This window comes from Nocardia cerradoensis NBRC 101014 (assembly GCF_000308535.1).
Taxonomy (GTDB): domain Bacteria; phylum Actinomycetota; class Actinomycetes; order Mycobacteriales; family Mycobacteriaceae; genus Nocardia; species Nocardia cerradoensis.
The window spans coordinates 1-21191 of sequence record NZ_BAFW01000366.1 but is presented as its reverse complement, the minus strand read 5'-3'; the positions used below and the strand labels follow the sequence as shown (position 1 = coordinate 21191).

The following is a 21191-nucleotide window of genomic DNA, read 5'->3' as shown; positions in this document are numbered from 1 at the left end:
ATCGGATCATGTCGGCGAATATCCTGCGAATCGCTCCGCTCCTGGCGGTCCTGGTGGCGGGCGTCGCCTGCTCCTCCGGAAATGATTCCGCCCCAACGGATTCCACACCCGCCACCCCTGTCGGCCACACCTACATCTCCACCGATGTCCAGGGCCCGCGAATCCCCGGCGACGGCCCCTTGCGCCTGACCTTCACCGCGGGCCGCCTCAGCGCCACCGCCGGGTGCAACACCCTCATGGGCTCCGCCGACCTGGCCGGCAACACCCTCCACACCGGTCCCCTCGCCGCCACCCGCATGGCCTGCGTCGGCGACCGCGCCGGAGCCGACGAATGGGCGACCTCCCTCCTGCAGGCAAGCCCCACCTGGAGTCTCGACGGCGCGACACTGACGTTGAAGACCGCCGACCGCACCGTCACGTTGCACGAGTCGGAACCCACCGGCTGAGCCCTGCGCTCAGATCAGCACCTCTGCTTGCCGCGATCACGCTCCGGCGAACGGAGTGGATCACGGCCACACGCGATTTCCGGTCGGCATAAGCGCGGTTGAATTATGCAGGCAAATACCTGCATAATTACGTCATGCTTGACATCAACGCGCTGCGCGACGCCTACCGCACGCTTCTGGAAGCCGCCGACACCGTGGCCGATTCGGATCAGACGATCGCCCCCGCACCGGGCGAATGGAACGCCGATCAGATCCTGGGGCACGTCTGCCTGATCACCGCCGCCACCATCGCTGCCGCGTCAGCGGTCGCCGCGGACGAGCACACCACCTACGACAATCGCATTGCCCTCGACATCTGGACCATCGACCGTGTCATCGAGTCGGCCGGCGGCAGCACCGGGCTGCGCGACCGCCTGCAGCGGCAAGCCGAGGTCCTCTGCGGCTTCTCCGGCCCGGCCCTCAGTGACACCGAACTCGACACCCTGGTTCCCACTCGTCTGATCTCCGACGACGCCGTCTTGGTTGATCAGCCACTGCCCCTACGGGATCTGTTCATCGGCCTTGCCGACGTGGAGCTACCAGGCCACACCGAGCAACTGCTGGCCTTGCTGCACGGCCGAACCACCGAAGCCACGGTGTGACATCGAATGCCACCCGGAGCCTGAGCGGTGGGACAATCTAGCGATGACGGCCGCCAGAACTGCACGCCACCAAAGGATCTCGGCGTTCCTGGCGTCTCGCAGCGATACCGAGCTGGCGGAGTTGGTAGGCGCCGGCCGTGTCATCAGCGTGGGTGTGGGTGGTGGTGCGGCGCTCGTCGACGTCGACAGCGTGCCGGTGTTCACCAAGCGGATCCCGCTGACCGACAGAGAGCTTGCCGATCCGGGCTCCACAGCGAATCTGTTCGACCTGCCGATGTATTGCCAGTACGGCATCGGCGGCCCGAGTTTCAACGCATGGCGAGAACTGGCCGCCAACGTCATCGTGACCGACGCCGTTCTGGCCGGCGAGACACAATCGTTTCCGATCCTCTACCACTGGCGTGTGCTCCCCGGCCGGTCGCCGGTCGCCGCCGAACACGCCGACATCGACACCGTGGTCACCGCCCAGGGTGGCAGCCCGGCCGTGCGAGCTCGCCTCGAAGCCCTGGCCGCCGCACCGTGCAGCCTGGTGCTGTTCTGCGAATACATCCACCACCCCATAGCCGCCTGGCTGCGAGCGGACCCGGCGGGTAAGGCGGCCACCGTCGAGCGGCAGCTCTCGGAGATCGTGATGCTGTTGCGGGATCGGGAGCTGCTGCACATGGACGGACACTTCGGCAACATGCGCACCGACACGGAGCGGATCTACCTGACCGACTTCGGGCTGGGAACATCGCCGAAATTCGACCTGTCACCCGCCGAGCGCGACTTCGCCGAACAGCACACCACTCACGATGCCGCCTACGCCGCCATGCGACTGGTCAACTGGCTGGTGACCGATGTCTGCGGGGTACCGACACCGCCCACCGGCGGTCCGGCCGCTCGCAACGAGTACGTACTCCGGTGCGCCGCTGGGCTCATCCCGGATGACGTGCCACCGCCGGTCGCAGCGATCTTGGCCCGGCACGCCCCCGACGCCGCGAAGATGAACGCCTTCTATCGGCGACTGTTCGACGGCGACCTCCACACGAAGTACCCCGATATCTGAGCATGATGGGCCGACGCCGAACCGGAACGGATCACGGCCATGCTCCGACCCGCCTTCCACGACATCGTCCACGGCACACCAGAATCTCCGCCCGACCATGCCGCACCGGGCACATCGCACGAATAGGCATCCATCTCTCCGATGGCGGCCACCAAGTGTGTCGCGACGACGTGAGCCACGGTTGTCGCGACGTGTCCGCGCAATCGCCGACCTGTTGCTCTGCCGCTGAGGCGATCCCGGCGTCGGCAGTCGAGGCCCAGAACGGCGTGCAAGCATGTTCGCTATGGCGATTGCTACGGGATCCATTGCTCACGTCCGTCTCACGGTGTGCGATATCGGCCGTTCGCGGGACTTCTACGACAAAGTTTTCGGCTGGCCGGTGGCGCTGGAGGTTCCGGCCGACGCGGATCAGGAGACGCGCGAGCGCCTCGGTTTTCTCTACGGCGGGGTGATCTACCGGCTGGAACACGGGTTGCTCGGACTGCGGCCGGTGGGCACCGACCGGTTCGACGAGAACCGTGTAGGTCTCGACCATATCGCTTTCCCCGTTTCCTCACGCGCCGAATTGGAAGCCGCCGCAGCGCATCTGGACGCCTGCGGGGTCGCGCACGAGGACATCAAGGACATCGGTGTCAGTTACATACTGGAGTTCCGGGATCCGGACAATATCGCTCTGGAGCTGGTCGCGCGGAAGTAGTCGTCCGGTGAGGGGGCGGCCGCGGTAGGGCGATATCCGGGCTCGGTGTTGCCGCCGAGCCCGGACGCCCGGTTCCCAGCGATCCGGCGTCGCACCCGGTCGCGGGTTCGTGCCTTCGACCTATCGGCGCAGGTTGCGGTCGAACAGGGCCAGGAGTTCGTCGTAGTGCCGCTCGGCGGCTTCGGGGTCGTAGGCGGAGGTGTCGGCCTGGGTGAACCCGTGGTGGGCGCCCGCGTAGACCTCGGTGCGATGGCGGACGCCGGCATCGGCGAGAGCCTTGTCGAACGCACCGATATGTTCGGCGGTCATGTGGTCGTCCTCGCCGGCGTGGGCGAAATACAGTTCGCCGGTGATGTTTCCGACGCTGCGGTGCGGACTGTCGGCGGTGTCGGTGACGAGTGGTCCGCCGTGGAATCCGGCCGCCGCCGCGACTCGATCGGGGAACATGGCGGCGGCCAGCACGGCCAGACGGGCGCCCATGCAATAGCCGGTGACGCCGGCTTTGCCCGCCGTGACCTTCGGCGAGGTCGCGAGCCGGTCGAGGTAAGCGCCGGCATCGGAGCGCCAGCGCTCCGGTGTCAGGTCGCGGATCATGGGAAAGACCTGCTGGAAGATCTCGGGTCGCCGCGCCGGGTCGATGAAGTCCGGCAGTTCGATCACCGGTGCGCGTCCGTGGCGGTAGTAGGCGTTGGGAAGCAGGACGGTGTAGCCGTGGGCGGCGATCCGGTCGGCCAGCGCCCGCAGGCTGGGTCGCAGCCCGAAACCGTCCTGGATCACCAGCACTCCCGGATGGGCGGCGCCGTCGGCGGGGGAGGTGAGGTAAGCGTCGGCGACACCGTCGGGTGTCCGCACGTCGACCGACATACCGTGCGTTGCAGTCATCGTCGAATCCTTCTGTCGTAGTCGAATTTTCGTGATCGACACGACGAAGGCGGAGCCCGGGCGACACCACGGCGGACCCGATCGATACGCGAGCCCGTACCGGCTCGCACGGCGCTCAGAAGAGCACCGGGTAACCCATCCGTGTGTGGCGCGAAACCGTCCCGGTAGACATCGCCTCACACCATAGCCCGCCGCGCCGCGCCGGTGGAACCGCCGGCATCTGTCGACACGGCACGGCACATCCCGGTAGGCGGAATGCCGGTCCACCCGGCACCGGTCGGTTGGTAGGACGAATCTCGCGATTCTCGTGACGGCACGACTGATAGGGGCTTCGATGCGGGATCTGTTCGACCACACCGACATGACGGGACTGGCCGCGGCGATCGGCGCCGGCGACGTGTCGGCCGAGGAGGTCCTCGAATTCAGCCTCAGCCGGCTCGCGGAGCGCAATCCCGCGATCAACGCGGTGGTGAGCGAACGCGGTGACCAGGCGCGCCGGGAGGTGACCGCGGGGCTACCCGATGGGCCGCTGCGCGGGATCCCGTTCGTGATCAAGGATCTGCACATGGACGTCGCTGGGCTGCCGACGACCAACGGTTCCCGCCTGTTCGCCGATGCCGTCGCCACCGCGGATTCCGAACTGGTGCAACGGTATCGGCGTGCGGGAATGGTGATCATCGGCAAGACCAATTCGCCGGAGTTCGGGTTGAACGCGAGCACGGAACCGGTGCTGTTCGGTCCGACGCGCAACCCGCATCGCCTCGACCACTCCGCCGGCGGTTCCTCGGGTGGTTCGGCGGCGGCGGTGGCCGCGGGAATCGTGCCCGCCGGTCAGGCCAGCGACGGCGGCGGATCCATCCGCATCCCCGCCTCCTCGTGTGGTCTGGTGGGCCTCAAACCCAGCCGCGGGCGGGTACCGGCGTATCCGGCCCGGACGCTGCTGGCCGCGCCGATGAGCGTCAACCACGCCCTCACCCGCAGTGTGCGCGATACGGCGATATTGCTGGATATCGGCGCCGGCGCCGTCCCCGGCGATCCGTATGTCATCGCCGGGCCGTCGATGCGCTATGTCGACGCCATGCGTATCGATCCGGGTCACCTGCGCATCGGGATCGCGACGACGCTACCTTCCGGCGCCGCGGTACATCCCGATTGTTTTGCGGCGACACGCGATATCGCCGGCGTCCTCGCCGACCTCGGCCACGACGTCGTGGACGAGGCACCCGACTTTCCCTTCGAGGAAATCATGACCGGGCTGCAATATCTGATGGCGGTACCGGTCGCGGTGGAGGTGAAGGCGCGCCTGGCAGCGCTCGGGCGCGACCTGCGCGACGACGATCTCGAACCGATGACCCGGATGATCTACGACGGCGCGAATCAGGACAGCGCGGCGGATTACGTCCGCGCGCTGCGCGACCTCGAAACGGCCGCGACCATGCTGGGCGGCTACTTCGCGGACCACGATCTGCTGCTCACACCGACGCTGGGGACGGTCGTCGCGCCGCTGGGCCTGCTCGACACCACCGACCCGGCCTCGTTGTGGGAGCACGCGATGTCGTTCAGCGGCATGACGAGCCCGTTCAATGTGACCGGGCAACCGGCGATCTCGCTCCCGCTCGGGACCGACAGCACCGGAATGCCGGTCGGTATCCAGCTGGTCGCCGCGTTCGGCCGCGAAGACCTGTTGCTGCAGGTCGCGGCTCAACTCGAACAGGCGCGTCCGTGGCGCACGACTCCGGTATGGCCGCCCGTCGACTGACCGCCGGACAACCCGGGTTCGTTGTTTCGCTCAGTGGGAGTGGAGGATTGGCAACCCACGGAACCACCGGTACCGTGCGCACATGCCGGACATGTCTGTCTTTCGTGAGATCGCGGCGCGCGTGAACAACTGGGGCCGCTGGGGCGCCGACGACGAAATCGGCACCCTGAACTTCGTCACCGACGAGGTGGTGCGGGCCGCCGCGGCGACCGTGCGCACGGGACGACGTGTCGGGCTGGCACTGCCGCTGCACCAGCGCGGCGTGCAGACCGGGCTCGTGCCCGGGCGCGTGAATCCGCTGCACACCATGGTCGCCCTGAACTGGGAGATGTTCGGGCCCGGCACGATTGCGACCAGCGACGATTCGATCACCATGGGATTGCAGGCGGGCACGCACTGGGACGGCCTGGGACATGTTTCCTATGCCGGGCGCCTCTACAACGGCCGTCCCGCCGACTCGATCACCGCCCATCGCGGTGCGCGGTTCAGCGGTATCGAGAAGGTGCCGCACCTGGTGTCGCGCGGCGTGCTGCTCGACATCGCGCACGCCCGCGGAGTCGATCGACTGGCCGCCGATCACGCCGTCTCACCGGAGGATCTCGACGCCGCCGCCGCGCTGGCACAGGTACAGGTCCGGCCCGGAGACGTGGTGCTCGTACGCACCGGACAGATGCGGCTCTACCTCGCCGGTGACCGCGAGGGGTACGCGACCCCGTCGCCGGGGTTGTCGGTGCGCTGCCCGGAATGGTTCCACGCCCGCGACGTCGCCGCCGTCGCCACCGACACGCTCACCTTCGAGATCTGCCCGCCCGAAGCGGACGGGCCGTGGCTGGCGGTACATGCCCTGCACCTGGTCGAAATGGGCATGCTGCAGGGCCAGAACTGGAATCTCGAGGATCTGTCGCGGGTGTGCGCCGAGGAAGGCCGCTACGAATTCCTGCTGTCGGCGATGCCGGAACCGTTCGTCGGCGCCACCGGGAGTCCGGTCGCCCCGGTCGCGATCTTCTGACCGCTGGGCGGCGCGCCCGGGTGCGGTAGCTACGGTGGGGACGCGGCATCGGTGGCGGTAGGTGAGTGAGGTGGTCATGGGCAACCGCGCGGCGGATTCGATCGTCCCGGGGAGCTTCGCGACCGCTCCGGAGCCCTACGCGGATCATTCGATCGGCGACATCGTCCAGATCTGGGCGCAGCAGATCCCGCATCGCACGGCTTTCGTCACAGCGGCCGGGTCGACCAGTTGGCGTGAATACGACCGATGGGCGGACACGATCCGCGACGGGGTGCGCGCTACTCCCGGCGGTCCGCGGTCGCGGGTCGCGCTGCTGTTGCCGGATACCGCCGCCGTCCACGCGGCGCTGTGCGGATGCTCGCGCGCGGGCCGCATCGCCGCCGCTGTCGGAGCGCGGTCGGGCGTGCGCGAGATCGCGCATGTGATGCGCCGGACCGACGCATCGACCCTGATCACCGTGCCCGAGATTCGCGGCATAACCTGGCAGACGCTGGTGCGGGAACTGGAGGCCGAGGGCGTGATGCCGGGTGACGTCCTGGTGGTCGACGAGCAGTCGCGCACCCTCGCACACCATCGCGTCGGCGCGCGGCAGGCGCACGAGAACGCTGCTGCCGGTGCGTCTTTCACGCCGTCGGACGTTTCGGTTCTCAACTCGACCTCGGGGATGACCGGGACACCGAAGATCGTCGCGCACACCGAGCGACGATGGACGGCCTTCGCGCGCGAGGCGATGCTGGGCGCGCGGATCGGACCCCGTGCTCGGTAGTTCCCGCTCCGTACGGATTCGGTCTGTGGTCGGCGCATTTCCTGCCCGCACTGCTGGGCATCCCGGTCGTCGTCACCGCCCGCTTCGACGCGGAGGAGACCGCAATGCTCATCGAGCGCGAGCGGGTCACCATATTGTGCTGTGTCAGTACGCAATTCAAGATGCTCTTGCGCTCCGGGGCGCTCGAACGCCACGACCTGTCCAGCCTGCGGGTGCTGTACACCGGCGGGGAGCCCGTACCGTATCGCGATGCCCGTGCCTTCGAGGAACGAACCGGCGCCAAGGTCCTGCAGTTCTACGGCTCCAACGAGAGCGGCGCGGTGAGCCGGACGACCCTCGACGACGACACCGACACCAGGCTTCGCACCAGCGGCCGCACGCTCCCGATGATGAATGTCCGCGTGCTCGACGAGGCCGGCGCCGATGTGGACGGTGAGGTCCGTCGCGGCCGGCCTGCGGTGCGCGGGCCACTGGTGTCGGCGGGCTACTGGGACGATCCGGCCGCCGACGCCGAGCTTTACACGCCCGACGGCTGGACACTGCTCGGCGACATCGTGGAGATCGACGAGACCGAGCGCGTTCGGGTGGTCGGACGGACATCGGATTTCGTCATCCGGGGCGGCAAGAACATATCGATCACCGAAATCGAGGAACTCGTGCGCGAGCACGAGTCGGTCACCGACGTCGCCGTCGTCGGTGTTCCCGACGACGTCTACGGCGAACGTGTCTGTGCCGTGGTCGTGCTCGCCGACGGCGCAACCCTGGACGCCGCGGGCCTGTCCGGCCGGCTCGAATCTCGCGGAGTCACCAAGGAATACACACCCGAATATGTCGTGGTGGTGGATCGCCTCCGGCTCGGCCCCCGGCGGCAAGACCGACCGCGGGGCGGCGCGAGAGGCCGCGATCCGCACGCTGGGGCTGCGGTGACCGGGCTCGAACTTCCCGATCTGCCGGTCCGGGCCGTCCTCGACCATCTCGTCGCGACGTTGGCCGACCGGCGGACCGCGGTCCTGGTCGCGCCGCCGGGCACCGGGAAGACGACGCTGGTGCCGTTGGCGCTGGCGCGGAACAACTCCGGTCGCGTGCTCGTAGCCGAGCCACGCCGGCTCGCCGCTCGGGCCGCGGCCGCCCGGATGGCCGCGCTGCTCGGCGAGCAGGTGGGCGAAACCGTGGGCTACTCGGTCCGTGGGGATCGACGAGTCGGACGGCGGACCCGCATCGAGGTCGTGACCTCCGGCTTGCTGGTGCGCCGTCTGCAGGACGATCCGGAGTTGGCGGGTGTCGACATGGTCGTGCTCGACGAATGTCACGAGCGCCATCTCGACGCGGATCTGCTGCTGGCGCTGCTGCTGGACGCCCGGGCCGGATTGCGCCCGGACCTGCGGGTCCTCGCCACCTCGGCCACCGTTGCCGCCGAACGACTTTCGGCCCTGTTGAGTACCGACGACGCGGCGCCGGTGGTGCGGGTCGAAGCGCGGACCTTTCCCGTGGTCACGACCTACGTGGCGCCGTTGCCCCGGGAGCGAATCGACGCGCAGGTCGCACGCGCCACCCGGACCGCACTGGCCGAAACCGCGGGCGACATCCTGGTCTTCCTGCCCGGTGCGGCCGAAATCCGCAGAGTCGCAGCACTTCTGAACGATCGCGGCGATGTGGATATCGTCGCTCTGCACGGCAGACTGAGCGCGGCGAGCCAGGACACGGCACTACGTCCCGGACCGCGGCGGCGCGTGGTGCTGGCCACGGCCGTCGCGGAATCGAGCCTGACGGTGCCCGGCGTGCGCGCCGTGGTCGATTCGGGCCTGGCCCGGGTGCCTCGCATCGATCGAGCGCGGGGGCTGTCCGGGTTGGCCACGGTCCGCGTCTCGGCGGCCGTCGCCGACCAACGATCCGGGCGAGCCGGGCGTGAGGCACCGGGCCGGGTGTGGCGATGCTGGCCGGAACACGAGCACGCCACCCTGCCCGCCTATCCCGAGCCGGAGATCCGCACCGCGGACCTGACCCGGACGGCCTTGGAACTGGCCTGCTGGGGCACGGCGGACGGGCAGGGACTCAGCTGGTGGGATCCGCCGCCCGCCGGTGGGCTGACCGCGGGGCGGAATGTGTTGCACGCGTTGGGAGCCGTGGACGCCGACGGCGCGGTGACCGCGCGCGGGCGGCGCATGGCCCGCATCGGGCTGCACCCGCGACTGGCACGCGCGTTGCTCGACGGAGCGGCCGAAGTGGGAGCGCGAACGGCCGCGGAGGTCGTCGCCGTCCTCGACGACGACACCCTGATCTCGAGTGTCGATCTCACGGCCGGCCTGCGCCGGCTCCGCCGCGAGCAACCCGCGCGCTGGCGACGCGAGGCCGAGCGGCTGGCCCGCACGGTCGACGGGCCGGAGGGCGCCGACGATCCCGCGTATGTGGTGGCGCTGGCATATCCGGAACGGCTCGCGCGGCGGCGCGCCCCGGGCTCGGCGAGCTATCTCATGGCCGGCGGTACCGCGGTCACGCTGCCACCCGGCTCCGGAACCGGCGAGCCGGAATGGCTGGCGGTCGGCATCGCCACTCGCGACCCCGGTCGTTCCGAGGGTTATATCCGGCTGGCCGCGGTCGCGGACGAATCCCTCGCTCGCCGCGCCGCCTCGGATCTGCTGACGACCGTCGACGAGGTCGACTGGGTCGACGGCGACGTGGTGGCGCGGCGCATCGAACGGCTGGGCGCGATCACCTTGTCGGAGAAGGCTCTTCGCGACCCCGACCCGAGCTTGCTCGCCACCGCCGTGCGCCGCGGGCTGACCTCGTCCGGACTCGGCCTGCTGTCCTGGTCCGCCGAGGCGACCGCCCTGCGTCAGCGCCTCGACTTCCTGCACCGCACCCTCGGCGACCCCTGGCCGGCGGTCGACGACGAGGCGCTGCTCGCCGCCGCCGAGACCTGGCTCGGCCCCGAACTCGCCGGTGCGCGCCGCCGCGCCGATCTCGAACGCATCGACACCGGACAAGCCTTGCGTCGCGTGCTGCCCTGGCCGGATGCGGCCCGCATGGACGAACTGGCACCGGAACGGGTGCCGGTGCCGTCCGGCAGCCGCCCCCGCATCGACTATTCCGCCGATCGGCCGGTGCTGGCGATCAAGGTGCAGGAGATCTTCGGCTGGACGGACGCGCCGCGCCTGGCCGACGGTCGCGTCCCGATCGTGCTGCATCTGCTCTCACCCGCTCAGCGCCCGGTCGCGGTGACCGCGGATCTCGCCTCGTTCTGGCGCAGCGGCTGGCCTCGTGTCCGCGCGGATCTGCGCGGCCGCTATCCCAAACACGCTTGGCCCGAAGACCCCACCACCGTGCCCGCCCACCGCGGCACCGCCCGCAACGCGGGCCGCGGTTAGGCCCGACCCGCGTCCTCGGCGCCGGGGGCCTCCGGAACGCGAACCGCGACATCCTCGATGAAATCGACCACCAGTTCCCGTCGCGAGAACAACCAGTGCTCGCCGATACGGTCGAAGGTGTCCTGATAACGGATGGCGACCCGCCGGTCCCGGTAACCGTCGGGACGCCGCGAGACGTGGTGTGCCGTGCAATAGACCTCACCCCGCACGCGGTCGCGCGAAACCGGTTCGAGCACACACTGTTCCACGACGTGGCGGGTGAGCACGAAACGCGACACCGCGTCCGTCACCGACGACACCACGCGCTGCGTGCCCGCCAGCTCGACGGCCCGCTCCGTCCCGTTCAGCACGGGCGGTAGCACGAGGACCGCGTCGGGAGCGAACAGCGCTGTGAGCGCCGCACTGTCGCGGCGGTCGACGGCGCGCGCATATTCCGCCGTGAGTGCGGTGATGGCAAGTCGGTCCGCGGAATCCACCCTCCCATCCTCGCCGCTCGACCCGGCACGGGACCAGAGCTTTCCGGTGGGTGGGACCTCGCCGGACATCCGACCGCCCGGCACCGCTAACGTGCGAACGACGTATCGCGACACCCGCGAACGGCAGAGGAGAACCACGATGGATTCGATGACGTCGGCCGAGCCGGAGCCGGAAAGCGTTCCCGCAGTGCGCCATTCGCCCGCCGACATCGTCCTGACCTCGGAGCGGCGGGATGTCCCGGTCGACCGCGCGACAGCGGCGGCCCGGCGGGTGATCGACGCGCTGCTGCGCACCGATCGGGCGAATGCGAATCTCGACCGGGTCGCCGAGGAACTCGACAGCATCGCCGACCATCTCGAACAGCACGCCCCGGTGGTCGCGGAACGGCTGATCGATATGTGGCGCGGTGAGGGCGTGACCCGCCACGACCCGGTCACCGGTCCGGAGAATGCGATCGCACCGCCGCTCGCGCTCACCGGCCGTGCCGACGGTTCGGTGGACGGTGTCGTGACCCTGACGCTTCCGTATCAGGGACCGCCGGGACATGTGCACGGGGGAGTGGCGGCGCTGCTGCTCGACCACACGCTCGGGGTGGCGAACGCCTGGTCGGGACGCAGCGGCGCGACGGCGCAACTGAATGTGCGGTATCACCGTCCCACACCCTTGTTCGAGCCGCTCACGGTCAGCGGCCGGATGGTGTCGGAGGACGGCCGCAAGATCAATTCGACCGGCGCCGTCCACACCGCCGACGGCACGCTCTGCGTCTCGGTGGAGGGATTGTTCATCGACAAGCGGGTTCCCCGGCCACGCTGACGAGCGACCGGAAACGATCGTCCCCATCCCCGAGCGAGAGATGTCTGTCCATGAAGATCCTGATCGTCGGCGGCACCGGCATGATCGGCGTGCACGCCGCGCTGCACTTGCGCGAGCACGGTGACGACGTCACCGTGGCGGGTCGCGGCCCGATACCGGCCGATTCACCGGTTGCCGAATTTCCCCTGCTGCCGGGCGATTACACGGTGCCCACCTTCACCCCGGCACAACTGGAACACTTCGACGGCATCGTGTTCGCCGCGGGACAGGACGTGCGGCACAAGACCCCCGAGGACGACACCCGGCGATTCTGGGAGACCACCCAGAGCGTCGGCGTACCCCGTTTCGCGGCACTGGCCAAGCAGGCCGGCGTGCCACGCTTCGTGCAGGTCGGCAGCTACTACCACCACCTGCGCCCCGACCTCGCCGAGCACAATCCGTACATCGCCGCCCGCAAAGCCGCCGACGAGGGCGTCCGTGCGCTCGCCGACGACGGGTTCGCCGCGTGCACCCTCAATCCGCCGTCGATCATCGGCGCCGTGCCGGGACCGTCGGCTCGCCGGTACCGGCGAATGGTCTCCTGGGCGGCCGGGAACGAACCCGACATCCCTGACTTCGCGCCGCCCGGCGGCACCAACTACATGTCCGCCGCCTCACTCGCACAAGCGATTCGGGGTGCGCTGGTGCGAGGTGAGCCGGGTACGGCTTATCTCGTCGGTGATCAGAACCTGTCCTATCGGGAGTTCTTCCAGATGCTCGTCGATGCTGCCGGCGGCGGGCGGACCATCGCCGAGCGCGACGAGCAGCATCGATTGCAGCCGGACGCCTCGATCATTCAGGGCCGCGGCAACACCCTTGCCTACGAACCGGATGCCGGGCAGGTGCGTCTGCTCGGCTACACCCGCGACGACTGCGTCCGTGCCGTGCAAGCCCTCGTGGACGTGGTGGCGGCCGCGCACTGACCCGGTGAGCAGTCCGTTCCGGCGATAGGCGGGAAATCCGCGGCAATTGGCGGCAGGATGGCAGTATGCGCGCACTCATCCAACTCCGTCCCTCCGCCGATCTGATTGCCGCAGTTGCCGATCCGGCCGTCGCGGTGGCCCCGGCCGATGTCGCCGGCGATTTGCCCGGGTTCGACCTCGACCATGACTTCGCCCCGCTGTCGGTCCCGGATACGGTGTCCGCCGAACAGGCGGGCGCCGGTTCGGTGGTGGTGCGCGGACAGATCCCCGACGGCGACCTCGACGCCACGGTGGCGCGACTGACCGGAACGCGCGGCGTGGCGGGCGTTTTCGCCGACCCGCGGATCGAGACGAACCTCACCTGCGGCGGCGATCCGGCGGTGGGCACCTGGCACGACGTCCAAACCCTGTTGCACACCGGCGATCTGGCCGCCGGGGGAATGGACGGAAAGTCCGTCGCGGTGGCGATCGTCGACACCGGGATCAACGCCGCCCGCGTCGAGCAGGCGCGCGGCGGGCCGGTGACCGTCGACACCGCGCGCAGCTGGAACCCGCCCGGGGTCAGCGGCACGGCCGGACAGTTCCCGGTCGACCACGGATCGATGTGCGCGTTCGACACCCTGATCGGCGCGCCGAACGCCACCCTGCTCGATATCCCTGTGCTACAGAGCAAGACTCGCGGCGGCTCCACCATGGACGGGCTGCTCTCGGACGCGCTGGCCGCCTACGCCCATCTGCGCACCGTGCTCACCGATCAGCCGGAGGCCACCCGCACGCTGGTGATCAGCAACAGCTGGGGCGCGTTCTCACCGGACTGGGACTTTCCGGTGGGGCAGCCCGGCAACTACTCCGACAATCCGTCCCACCCGTTCAACGTGATCGTCGGCTCGCTCGAGTCGGCCGGCGCCGACATCCTGTTCGCCGCCGGGAACTGCGGCCGCGACTGCCCCGATTCGCGGTGCGCGTACCGGGATCGGCCGATCGGCGGCGCGAACTCGCATCCGAGCGTGCTGAGCATCGGCGGCGCGGACACCAAGGGGCAGCGCGTCGGTTACTCCTCGCAGGGGCCGGGCCGGTTGTCCGACCGCAAACCCGATATCTGCAGCTACACCCACTTCCTCGGGTCCACCGTATTCGGCGCGAAAGAACCCGATACCGGCACGTCGGCCGCCTGCCCGGTCGCCGCGGGACTGGTCGCGGCGATCCGCACCGTCTACCCGGCGAGCAAACTGGCCCCGGCGCAGCTGCGGGATCTGTTGCGGCGCACCGCGACCGCGCAGCCCGGCGGATTCGACTACGACTACGGATTCGGTGTGGTGAACTCCGCCGCCCTGCTGGCGGAGCTGAAGAACACCGAGATCCGCGCGTAGCGTGGAACCATGCCGCTGCTCACCGTCCGGCTGGCCGCCCACCCAACATTGGCGGCGGCGCTGCGCGAACTGCACCTCACCGAGGCCGAGGTCGACCTCGACTACGGTCTCGTCGCGGTCGACCCGGACCAGCACCTGTACGCGCTGCGGGTGAGCGATGCGGCCGCGACGCGGGCGGCGGCGGTCTCGGACACCGCCGAGATCTTCGCCGATCCGCGCATCGGCCCGGCCCACGACGCCGGGCCGGACACGTCGTCGCCCCGGCTCCCGCCCGACGACTCCGCCCCGGCCTGATCGCGCACGAATTACGCCGTCCCGCTGCCGAATTGGCCCGTATGCGCTATATATCGGCGAGACGTTCCCAACCCGCGAGGAGCCCTCCCGTGTCCGATCATCCGGTCGACCTCCGCACCGATGTGGCACACCCCGCCCGTATGTACGACTACTTTCTCGGCGGCAAGGACCACTACGAGGCCGACCGCCGTGCCGCAGAGACCGCTCTCGCGAACTTCCCGGCGGTCCGCCTGACCGCACGCACCAACCGCGAATTCATGCGCACCGCGACGCGGTATCTCGCCGAGCAGGGCGTGCGCCAGTTCCTCGACATCGGCACCGGGATCCCGACCGAACCCAATCTGCACCAGGTCGCACAGGAACATGCGTGCGACTCGCGGGTGGTGTACGTCGACAACGATCCGATCGTGCTCGCGCACGCGCGGGCCCTGCTGGTGAGCGCGCCCGAAGGCCGCACCACCTATGTGCAGGCCGACGCCGCGGACCCCGAGGCGATCCTCGGCTCCCGCGAACTCCGCGACACCCTGGATCTGTCGCAGCCGGTGGCGATTTCGCTGATGGCGGTGGTCCACTTCGTCCCCGGCGACGTCTACGCCATGGTGAACACGCTGATGGACGCGCTGGCCCCCGGCTCGTATCTCGCGATGAGCCATGTCACCACGGATTTCGACAGCGGCGCCAACGATCCGGACGGGATGGGCCGGCTGCTGCAGGTGTATTCGGATCAGGGCATTCCGGTGCGTCCGCGCAGCCGCGAGGAGGTCGCCCGCTTCTTCGACGGCCTCGAACTCGTCGAGCCGGGTGTCGAGGTGATTCACCGGTGGCGGCAGGAGGGCATCGAACATCCCGCCGACCACGACAAGAAGGTGTCGCTGTACGGCGCGGTCGGCCGGAAGGTGTGAGCGCCGACCGCGAATTCACCCGCAACGTGTGACGCGCGCCCGCCGCCATCGTCGTTAACGTCGCTGCCGAGCGGCAACGACGGTCTGGGATCGGGAGACCGGTCCGGTGGACGGGTGGAGGACAGGTGGCGGCACGCTGGGTGATATTCGAGTCCTTGGCGGGATATCGCCCGCAATGGCTGCGTGCCGACGTCGTCGCCGGCCTCACCGTGTGGGCGGTTCTGGTGCCGGAAGCACTCGCCTACGCGTCGATCGCGGGTGTGCCGCCGGTGGTGGGCCTCTACGCCGCCGTTCCCTCGCTCGTGCTGTACGCGCTGGCGGGCAGTTCCCGGCATCTGGTGGTGGGGCCCATGTCGGCGACCGCGGCCTTGTCGGCGGCGATCGTGACACCGATGGCGGGTGCGGACGGCGGCCGCTACATCGCGTTGTCGGCGGGGCTCGCCATCGCCACCGGGATCGTGGGCCTGATCGCGGGCGCGATCCGGCTCGGCTTCGTCGCGGCGTTCATCTCCGAACCGGTGCTGAAGGGTTTCATCATCGGGCTGGCGTTGACGATCATCATCGGCCAAGTGCCGAAACTGCTCGGCATCCCCAAACACGGGGGCAATTTCTTCGAACAGGCGTGGGGCGTGCTGCGCCATCTCGGGGACGCGCACTGGCGGACCGTGGTGGTCGGTTTCGTGAGTCTGGCGATCGTGCTGGTGGTGAAGCGCTGGCTGCCGCTGGTACCCGGTTCGCTGCTCGCCGTACTGATCGGGATCGGCGCGGTCGCCGTGTTCGATCTGGACGAGCGGGGCGTCGCCATCGTCGGCCACATCGATGCGGGCCTGCCGGCGCTGGGGCTTCCGGACGGGCTCGACGTGAGCAACTACATCGATCTGCTGGGCCCCGCGGTCGGGGTACTGTTGATCGGCTTCGCCGAGGGCCTGGGTGCGGCGAAAACCTATGCGGCCAAAGCGGGTTACCAGATCGACGCCAACCGTGAACTGCTCGGATTGGGCGCGGCGAATCTGGGCGCCGGCCTGGCGTCGGGCATGGTCGTGAACGGCAGCCTGTCCAAAACCGCCGTCAACGGCTCGGCGGGGGCCAAATCACAGGGCAGCGGGCTGGTGGTGGCGGCGCTGACCGTGCTGACCCTGCTGTTCCTCACCGGCCTGTTCGAGAACCTGCCCGAGGCGACGCTGGCAGGTGTGGTGATCGCGGCGGTGATCGAACTGGTCGACTTCGCGGCGCTGCGGCGACTGTATCGGGTGTGGACGCAGCGACTCGGCGGCATCTACGGCAAGGCCGCCCGCGCCGACTTCGCCGCCGCCGTCGCGGCGATGATCGGCGTCCTGCTGTTCGATACGCTGCCCGGCCTGCTGATCGGCATCGGCATCTCCATGCTGCTGCTGGTGTATCGCACGTCCCGCCCGCATGTGGCGCCCGTGGTGCGCTCGGGCACGCTGTGGCTGGACGCGGACCGGCATCCGGAGTTGACCCAGCGCCCCGACCTGGTGGTGGTGCGGGTCGAGTCGGGCCTGTTCTTCGCCAACGCCGACTATGTGCGCGGACGGATCGAGCAGTTGTGCACCGACCGGACCCGGCTGGTGGTCCTCGATGCCGAGACCTCGCCGAGTATCGACGTCACCGCCGCGGCGATGCTGGCCGACCTGCGCGACGATCTGGGCCGGCGCCACATCGACTTCCGGATCGCCCGCTCGATCGGCCAGTTCGGTGACGCGCTGGGCACCGCGGAAGCGCAGACGACACCGGTCGGGCTGTATCCGACGGTGACGGCGGCGGTCGCGGACCTGCCCGCTGTGGACGAACACTCCGACGGCACCGAGCCGACGCGATAGGCCGGTCGGACGACAGCCACCGTCGCCGGGGTGCTCGCGCGGTGGAGAACGGAGGCGCCGCCGCTGATTCAGTGCGCGATCACAGGGGTGTTCTGGCAGAAGGTGAGGAGCCAGCGTCCGTCGGTCTTGGTCATGCCGTAGAGCGGGGAACCTTCCGATTGCAGTTGGTTGTCGTTGGACCAGTAGCGTTGACGCACTTTGACCGCGACCACATCGGGGCGAATGAAGCGGACGAAGAAGACCTCGTAGGTGGCGTAGCCGTCCTTTGTCGCACCGGGCAACACCGCGCGGGTGAATTCGGAGATCTCGTCGAGTCCGTTGAGAAACTTCCCGGCACCGGTGGTCCAGATAGCGTCGGGGTGGAACAACGCGAGGAATTCGTCCGCGTTCTCGTCGCGTTGCGCGTGATCGACGGCCGCCACAACGGCGTGGATGGCGTCCAGTTCGGCAGCGGCGTCGGTCTCTGCGGTAGTCATGGCAGGGAACGTATATCCTCAACATAAGTTGAGGTCAACACCGCTGCCGAAAGCCCGATCGGCGCGTCCGGCGAGCTGCGGAACCGCACTGTCGCAGATGACTTACCGGAATGTGGGAGTGAGGCATGGCGCCGGGCTGCGGCGTCCGTCTCTGGCGACAGTCAGGGGCGATGGAGTGCGTCGAAGGTGATGGCGAGTGTGACAGGTGTGTCGAGGATGCGCGCCGGGATTCGATCTCGTCACAGTCAACTCCTCCCGGTGATTCGCGCCTACGACACCTGACTCAGTGAAGGACGATGCGCGACCGCCGGCGACGGGATCAACGGATCGTGCCACGAAGTCCGCCCGACTCGATAGAATCATGGGAAACAGGTAACCCCCGGCCGAAGCCGGGGGTTACCTGTAACTCAGAGTTACACACAGTGTCCGGAGGGGGACTTGAACCCCCACGCCCGTTAATAGGGCACTAGCACCTCAAGCTAGCGCGTCTGCCATTCCGCCACCCGGACCGGTGGTGCTCAGCAAGGTTAACGGATCTCTCCGCGAGGTCCAAATCACGGGTGTCCGTGCAGGTCCCGGACTCGCGGGTGACTGCTGAGCGCCGCCTTCGGGAGGGCTAGTTCGTCAATGCCTCGAGCAGTGCGGCACGCTGACGGGACCCCAGGCCGCCGATACGGCGGTCGACCGGAATATCGGCTTCGTCCATCAGCTTTGCCGCCTTGACCGGCCCGATACCGGGCAGAGCCTTGATGACCGCGGCGACCTTCGTCTTCTTGACCAAGTCCTCCTTGTCGGCACGCTCAAGCACCTGGGCCAACGAGACCGAGCCCTTGCGAATCTGCTCGATCAGTTCCGACCGCGCCTTACGGACCGCGGCCGCCTTGGCCAGCGCTTCGGAGCGTTGCTCGGCGGTCATGGTGGGAAGTGCCATGTCTCTAACCTTTCACTCGTTCGCTGGAACCTCAACGGCACCGATTGAACATCACCGGCAGCCCGGTGATGGGTCGACACACCGCGAGGATAATCCCGGTTCGGCGGTGGTGGCGGGGGTTCCGATACCCGAGATGCGGGAAATTTGCCACGATTCGCCCACGTCGCCGGGGTGCTCGGCGGACGCTAGCGGCCCGGCGATCGCACCAGGCCGTGCCGGTAGGCGTACACGACGGCCTGAATGCGGTCGCGCACTTGCAGTTTCGCCAGAATCCGGGACACGTGGGTCTTCACGGTCTCCTCGCCGACGCCCAGGGCGGCCGCGATTTCGCTGTTGCTGCGGGCATCGGCGAGCAGGAGGAGAACCTGCTGTTCCCGGGCGGTGAGGGCGTGATCGGGCGGCGGCGCCGGGGCCAGGGTGGCGGCGAGCCGGGCGGCCAGGCGGCGCGTCATCGACGGGTCGATGATCGCGTCACCGCGCACCGCCACCCGGATCGCCGCGATCAGCTCCTCCGGTGGCAGCGTCTTGAGCAGAAATCCGCTGGCACCGGCCTGGAGGGCGCGGGCCAGGCCGGCCTCGCTGTCGTAGGTGGTCAGCACCAGCACGCGGGTGCCGCCGGCGGCCACGATGGCCTCGGTGGCCGCCAAACCGTCGAGTTTCGGCATCCTGATGTCGAGGATCGCCACGTCGGGCCGTAGCCGCGCGGTCTCGGCGACGGCGGTGCGGCCGTCGCCCGCCTCGCCGACGCAGTCGAGGCCCGGGGCCGCATCGAGGACGGCTCGCAGTCCGGAGCGGAACATTGCGTGGTCGTCGGCGATGAGGACCCGGACCGGGCCGGTCACGACCGCCCGCCCGGGAGTCGGACGAGGACACGCCAGTGGCCGTCGGCGACGCCGTGGTCCACCCTGCCGCCGAAGAGCTCCGCGCGCCGGCGGATGCCGTCGAGTCCCCGGTGCACGCCCGTGGTCGCCTCCGGTGCGGCCCGAGTGCCGGGCCCGCGTTCTCGCATCGGCGCTCGCCGGCCGGAACGGAACCTGGCCGTGGCCGGTGTGGTGGCGCGCTGACTCACCGGGATGTGGACCGCATCGGCCCCGTGCGGAGTCGCTGCCGAATCGAGTGGAGCCGTTGCCCGCGCCGCCGGTACACACGGTGCTGAGGTGATCGAAACCTGTTCGCCGGTAAGCGGATTGGACTGTTCGATCTCGACCCCGGTGCCGTCGTTGCGGACGGTCAACCGCGCACTGCCGGCACCGTGGCGCAGGGCGTTGGTGAGCAGTTCCTGGACGATCCGGTAGACGGTGATGTCGAGCGAGCGGGGCAGTTCGGCGCCGCTGGTGGTGACGGTCAGCTCCAGGCCGGCGCCGCGCACGCGGTCGACCAGATCGTCGATATCGGCCATACCGGGCTGGCGGGCCGCGTCCTCGCGGCCGTGCAGCAGATCGAGCTGACGGCGCAGATCCACCATCGCGGCGCGGCTCTCCGATTCCACCGCCGACAGGGAACGCGTCGCCGCGGCGGTGGCGGCGCCACTTCCGTGCAGCGCCAGGCGCGCCGCGCCGGCATGGATGCCGATCGCGCTGACGTGATGGGAGATGACGTCGTGCAGGTCTCGGGCGATCGCCTCGCGTTCGTCGGTCAGTGCTCGTTCCAGCGCGGTCCGTTGCTGCTGGCGGGCGAGCCGTTCGCGCTGCTCCAGTTCGGCGATGTAGGCGCCGCGACCTGCGGTGTAACGGCCGACCAGCCACGGCACGACGCCACCGGAGATCGCCGAGGTGAGCAGCAGACGCCAGTCCGCCGCCGGCGCGCCGCCCGCGATCAACGGCGCACCGCACGCACCCAGCACCAGCACGGGCACCGTGACCAGCGACGCCCGGCCCGACAACCAGGCGCCCGCTCGATAGCCGGCGACGAGGAATCCGACGTCGGCCACGCGCACGGGCAGTCCGTGCCGGTGCAGCAGCACCGTGACCGCCAGCCGGATCGCGACCTGGACCACGGCGACGACCGCGGCCGTTGCCGGTGGCGCGGCGAAAGCCAGATCGGCCGCCACGATCGCCACCAGGATTCCGCTCGCCGGGCCGGGTGCCACCGCGAAGACGCCGGACAGCGCGAAGACGACCGCGTCCACCAGCGCCGCGACCACCGCGACCGCCACCGATTGCCTGGTCAGCGACCGGCGAACCGCCCGCAGTTCACCGCCCGGCGGCCCCGCCGCGCTGTCGGCCCCCGGCTGCCGTGAAGTACGCCGCAGCAGCGCCCACGGGCTCGGCGACACCGCTCGCTCCCACAACACACCGCGACGATACCGGCGCGCAGCGGGACGGCGAGTCCCTCGGCCGGGGGATCCGCGGTCCCTCTCGGGCCCGATGTTCGGGCTGGTCGGCGGCATTACCGTCGCTGTGGCACGGCGCGCACGAGAACGCTTCGGTTCACGCGGGCGGCCGGCTCACGGATCGGGACAGGAGTTCGGATGAACAATGCGGACCTGGCGCTGTACGCGGTGCCGGCCTTC

At 69.3% G+C, this 21191-nt stretch carries 20 protein-coding genes and 1 tRNA gene; 14 read left to right on the top strand and 7 right to left on the bottom strand.

What is annotated here, in order from left to right:
• From ON23_RS31265 to ON23_RS31250, 4 genes are all read left to right on the top strand, one after another.
• Positions 1-446 (top strand): META domain-containing protein (locus ON23_RS31265; protein WP_306307151.1); only part of this gene is annotated, 446 nt, incomplete at its 5' end.
• Positions 447-580: 134 nt separating this feature from the next.
• A complete protein-coding gene (locus ON23_RS31260) occupies positions 581-1087 on the top strand; it encodes a hypothetical protein (protein ID WP_039782790.1) in 507 nt (168 codons plus the stop codon).
• Positions 1088-1130: 43 nt separating this feature from the next.
• Complete coding sequence (locus tag ON23_RS31255) at positions 1131-2135, top strand: hypothetical protein (protein WP_039782783.1); 1005 nt, start codon at positions 1131-1133, stop codon at positions 2133-2135.
• A gap of 283 nt (positions 2136-2418) precedes the next feature.
• The gene (locus ON23_RS31250; RefSeq protein ID WP_039782782.1) at positions 2419-2832 is read left to right on the top strand and encodes a VOC family protein; all 414 of its coding nucleotides are present in this window, start codon (positions 2419-2421) and stop codon (positions 2830-2832) included.
• A gap of 120 nt (positions 2833-2952) precedes the next feature.
• On the opposite strand, the gene ON23_RS31245 is transcribed toward ON23_RS31250, so the two are convergent.
• Positions 2953-3714, bottom strand: a complete 762-nt coding sequence (locus tag ON23_RS31245) for a dienelactone hydrolase family protein (RefSeq protein WP_039782781.1) — start codon at positions 3712-3714, stop codon at positions 2953-2955.
• Between the two features lie 334 nt (positions 3715-4048).
• Here ON23_RS31245 and ON23_RS31240 point away from each other — a divergent pair, with 334 nt between their 5' ends.
• From ON23_RS31240 to hrpB, 4 genes are all read left to right on the top strand, one after another.
• Positions 4049-5473: an amidase gene (locus ON23_RS31240; RefSeq protein WP_039782780.1), complete on the top strand. Its 1425-nt coding sequence runs from the start codon at positions 4049-4051 to the stop codon at positions 5471-5473.
• 82 nt (positions 5474-5555) lie between these two features.
• The gene (locus tag ON23_RS31235; protein WP_039782779.1) at positions 5556-6482 is read left to right on the top strand and encodes a cyclase family protein; all 927 of its coding nucleotides are present in this window, start codon (positions 5556-5558) and stop codon (positions 6480-6482) included.
• Positions 6483-6543: 61 nt separating this feature from the next.
• A complete protein-coding gene (locus tag ON23_RS39495) occupies positions 6544-7248 on the top strand; it encodes a class I adenylate-forming enzyme family protein (RefSeq protein ID WP_244969570.1) in 705 nt (234 codons plus the stop codon).
• Positions 7188-10613: an ATP-dependent helicase HrpB gene (gene hrpB / locus ON23_RS31225; RefSeq protein WP_244969571.1), complete on the top strand. Its 3426-nt coding sequence runs from the start codon at positions 7188-7190 to the stop codon at positions 10611-10613. The genes ON23_RS39495 and hrpB overlap by 61 nt, the downstream gene beginning before the upstream one ends.
• On the opposite strand, the gene ON23_RS31220 is transcribed toward hrpB, so the two are convergent.
• A complete protein-coding gene (locus ON23_RS31220) occupies positions 10610-11089 on the bottom strand; it encodes a nuclear transport factor 2 family protein (RefSeq protein WP_039782777.1) in 480 nt (159 codons plus the stop codon). The genes hrpB and ON23_RS31220 overlap by 4 nt on opposite strands.
• Before the next feature lie 148 nt (positions 11090-11237).
• On the opposite strand from ON23_RS31220, the gene ON23_RS31215 reads away from it, so the two are divergent.
• The 6 genes from ON23_RS31215 (at position 11238) to ON23_RS31190 (ending at position 17272) form a co-directional block, all read left to right on the top strand.
• Positions 11238-11903, top strand: a complete 666-nt coding sequence (locus tag ON23_RS31215; RefSeq protein WP_051043603.1) for a PaaI family thioesterase — start codon at positions 11238-11240, stop codon at positions 11901-11903.
• 50 nt (positions 11904-11953) lie between these two features.
• On the top strand, positions 11954-12865 hold the full coding sequence (locus ON23_RS31210) for an NAD-dependent epimerase/dehydratase family protein (protein ID WP_039782776.1): 912 nt from the start codon (positions 11954-11956) through the stop codon (positions 12863-12865).
• Positions 12866-12930: 65 nt separating this feature from the next.
• Positions 12931-14235 carry a S8 family serine peptidase gene (locus ON23_RS31205; protein WP_039782775.1) on the top strand — a complete coding sequence of 435 codons (1305 nt, stop codon included), beginning with the start codon at positions 12931-12933 and terminating at the stop codon, positions 14233-14235.
• Between the two features lie 9 nt (positions 14236-14244).
• On the top strand, positions 14245-14529 hold the full coding sequence (locus ON23_RS31200; protein ID WP_063821369.1) for a hypothetical protein: 285 nt from the start codon (positions 14245-14247) through the stop codon (positions 14527-14529).
• An 89-nt stretch (positions 14530-14618) separates the two neighbouring features.
• The gene (locus tag ON23_RS31195) at positions 14619-15431 is read left to right on the top strand and encodes an SAM-dependent methyltransferase (protein ID WP_223273680.1); all 813 of its coding nucleotides are present in this window, start codon (positions 14619-14621) and stop codon (positions 15429-15431) included.
• 125 nt (positions 15432-15556) lie between these two features.
• Positions 15557-17272 (top strand): SulP family inorganic anion transporter, encoded by a 1716-nt coding sequence (locus ON23_RS31190; RefSeq protein ID WP_245556231.1) that lies wholly within the window; start codon positions 15557-15559, stop codon positions 17270-17272.
• Between the two features lie 68 nt (positions 17273-17340).
• On the opposite strand, the gene ON23_RS31185 is transcribed toward ON23_RS31190, so the two are convergent.
• From ON23_RS31185 to ON23_RS31165, 5 genes are all read right to left on the bottom strand, one after another.
• Positions 17341-17748, bottom strand: a complete 408-nt coding sequence (locus ON23_RS31185; RefSeq protein ID WP_039782774.1) for an SgcJ/EcaC family oxidoreductase — start codon at positions 17746-17748, stop codon at positions 17341-17343.
• A gap of 423 nt (positions 17749-18171) precedes the next feature.
• Positions 18172-18257, bottom strand: a tRNA-Leu gene (locus ON23_RS31180).
• 107 nt (positions 18258-18364) lie between these two features.
• Entirely contained in the window at positions 18365-18679 is a 315-nt protein-coding gene (gene mihF, locus ON23_RS31175; RefSeq protein ID WP_030516894.1) for an integration host factor, actinobacterial type, read from the bottom strand.
• Between the two features lie 185 nt (positions 18680-18864).
• Entirely contained in the window at positions 18865-19521 is a 657-nt protein-coding gene (locus ON23_RS31170) for a response regulator (RefSeq protein ID WP_083904353.1), read from the bottom strand.
• Positions 19518-20972: a sensor histidine kinase gene (locus tag ON23_RS31165; RefSeq protein WP_245556229.1), complete on the bottom strand. Its 1455-nt coding sequence runs from the start codon at positions 20970-20972 to the stop codon at positions 19518-19520. Before ON23_RS31165 ends, ON23_RS31170 begins: the two co-directional genes overlap by 4 nt.
• Between the last annotated feature and the right edge of the window lie 219 nt (positions 20973-21191).

Coding starts and splice junctions, on each gene's coding strand:
- ON23_RS31215 (WP_051043603.1), top strand. CDS start 11,238: ATGACGTCGGCCGAGCCGGAGCCGGAAAGCGTTCCCGCAGTGCGCCAT.
- ON23_RS31210 (WP_039782776.1), top strand. CDS start 11,954: ATGAAGATCCTGATCGTCGGCGGCACCGGCATGATCGGCGTGCACGCC.
- ON23_RS31260 (WP_039782790.1), top strand. CDS start 581: ATGCTTGACATCAACGCGCTGCGCGACGCCTACCGCACGCTTCTGGAA.
- hrpB (WP_244969571.1), top strand. CDS start 7,188: ATGGACGGCCTTCGCGCGCGAGGCGATGCTGGGCGCGCGGATCGGACC.
- mihF (WP_030516894.1), bottom strand. CDS start 18,679: ATGGCACTTCCCACCATGACCGCCGAGCAACGCTCCGAAGCGCTGGCC.
- ON23_RS31200 (WP_063821369.1), top strand. CDS start 14,245: ATGCCGCTGCTCACCGTCCGGCTGGCCGCCCACCCAACATTGGCGGCG.
- ON23_RS31250 (WP_039782782.1), top strand. CDS start 2,419: ATGGCGATTGCTACGGGATCCATTGCTCACGTCCGTCTCACGGTGTGC.
- ON23_RS31205 (WP_039782775.1), top strand. CDS start 12,931: ATGCGCGCACTCATCCAACTCCGTCCCTCCGCCGATCTGATTGCCGCA.
- ON23_RS31245 (WP_039782781.1), bottom strand. CDS start 3,714: ATGACTGCAACGCACGGTATGTCGGTCGACGTGCGGACACCCGACGGT.
- ON23_RS31240 (WP_039782780.1), top strand. CDS start 4,049: ATGCGGGATCTGTTCGACCACACCGACATGACGGGACTGGCCGCGGCG.
- ON23_RS31235 (WP_039782779.1), top strand. CDS start 5,556: ATGCCGGACATGTCTGTCTTTCGTGAGATCGCGGCGCGCGTGAACAAC.
- ON23_RS31185 (WP_039782774.1), bottom strand. CDS start 17,748: ATGACTACCGCAGAGACCGACGCCGCTGCCGAACTGGACGCCATCCAC.
- ON23_RS31255 (WP_039782783.1), top strand. CDS start 1,131: ATGACGGCCGCCAGAACTGCACGCCACCAAAGGATCTCGGCGTTCCTG.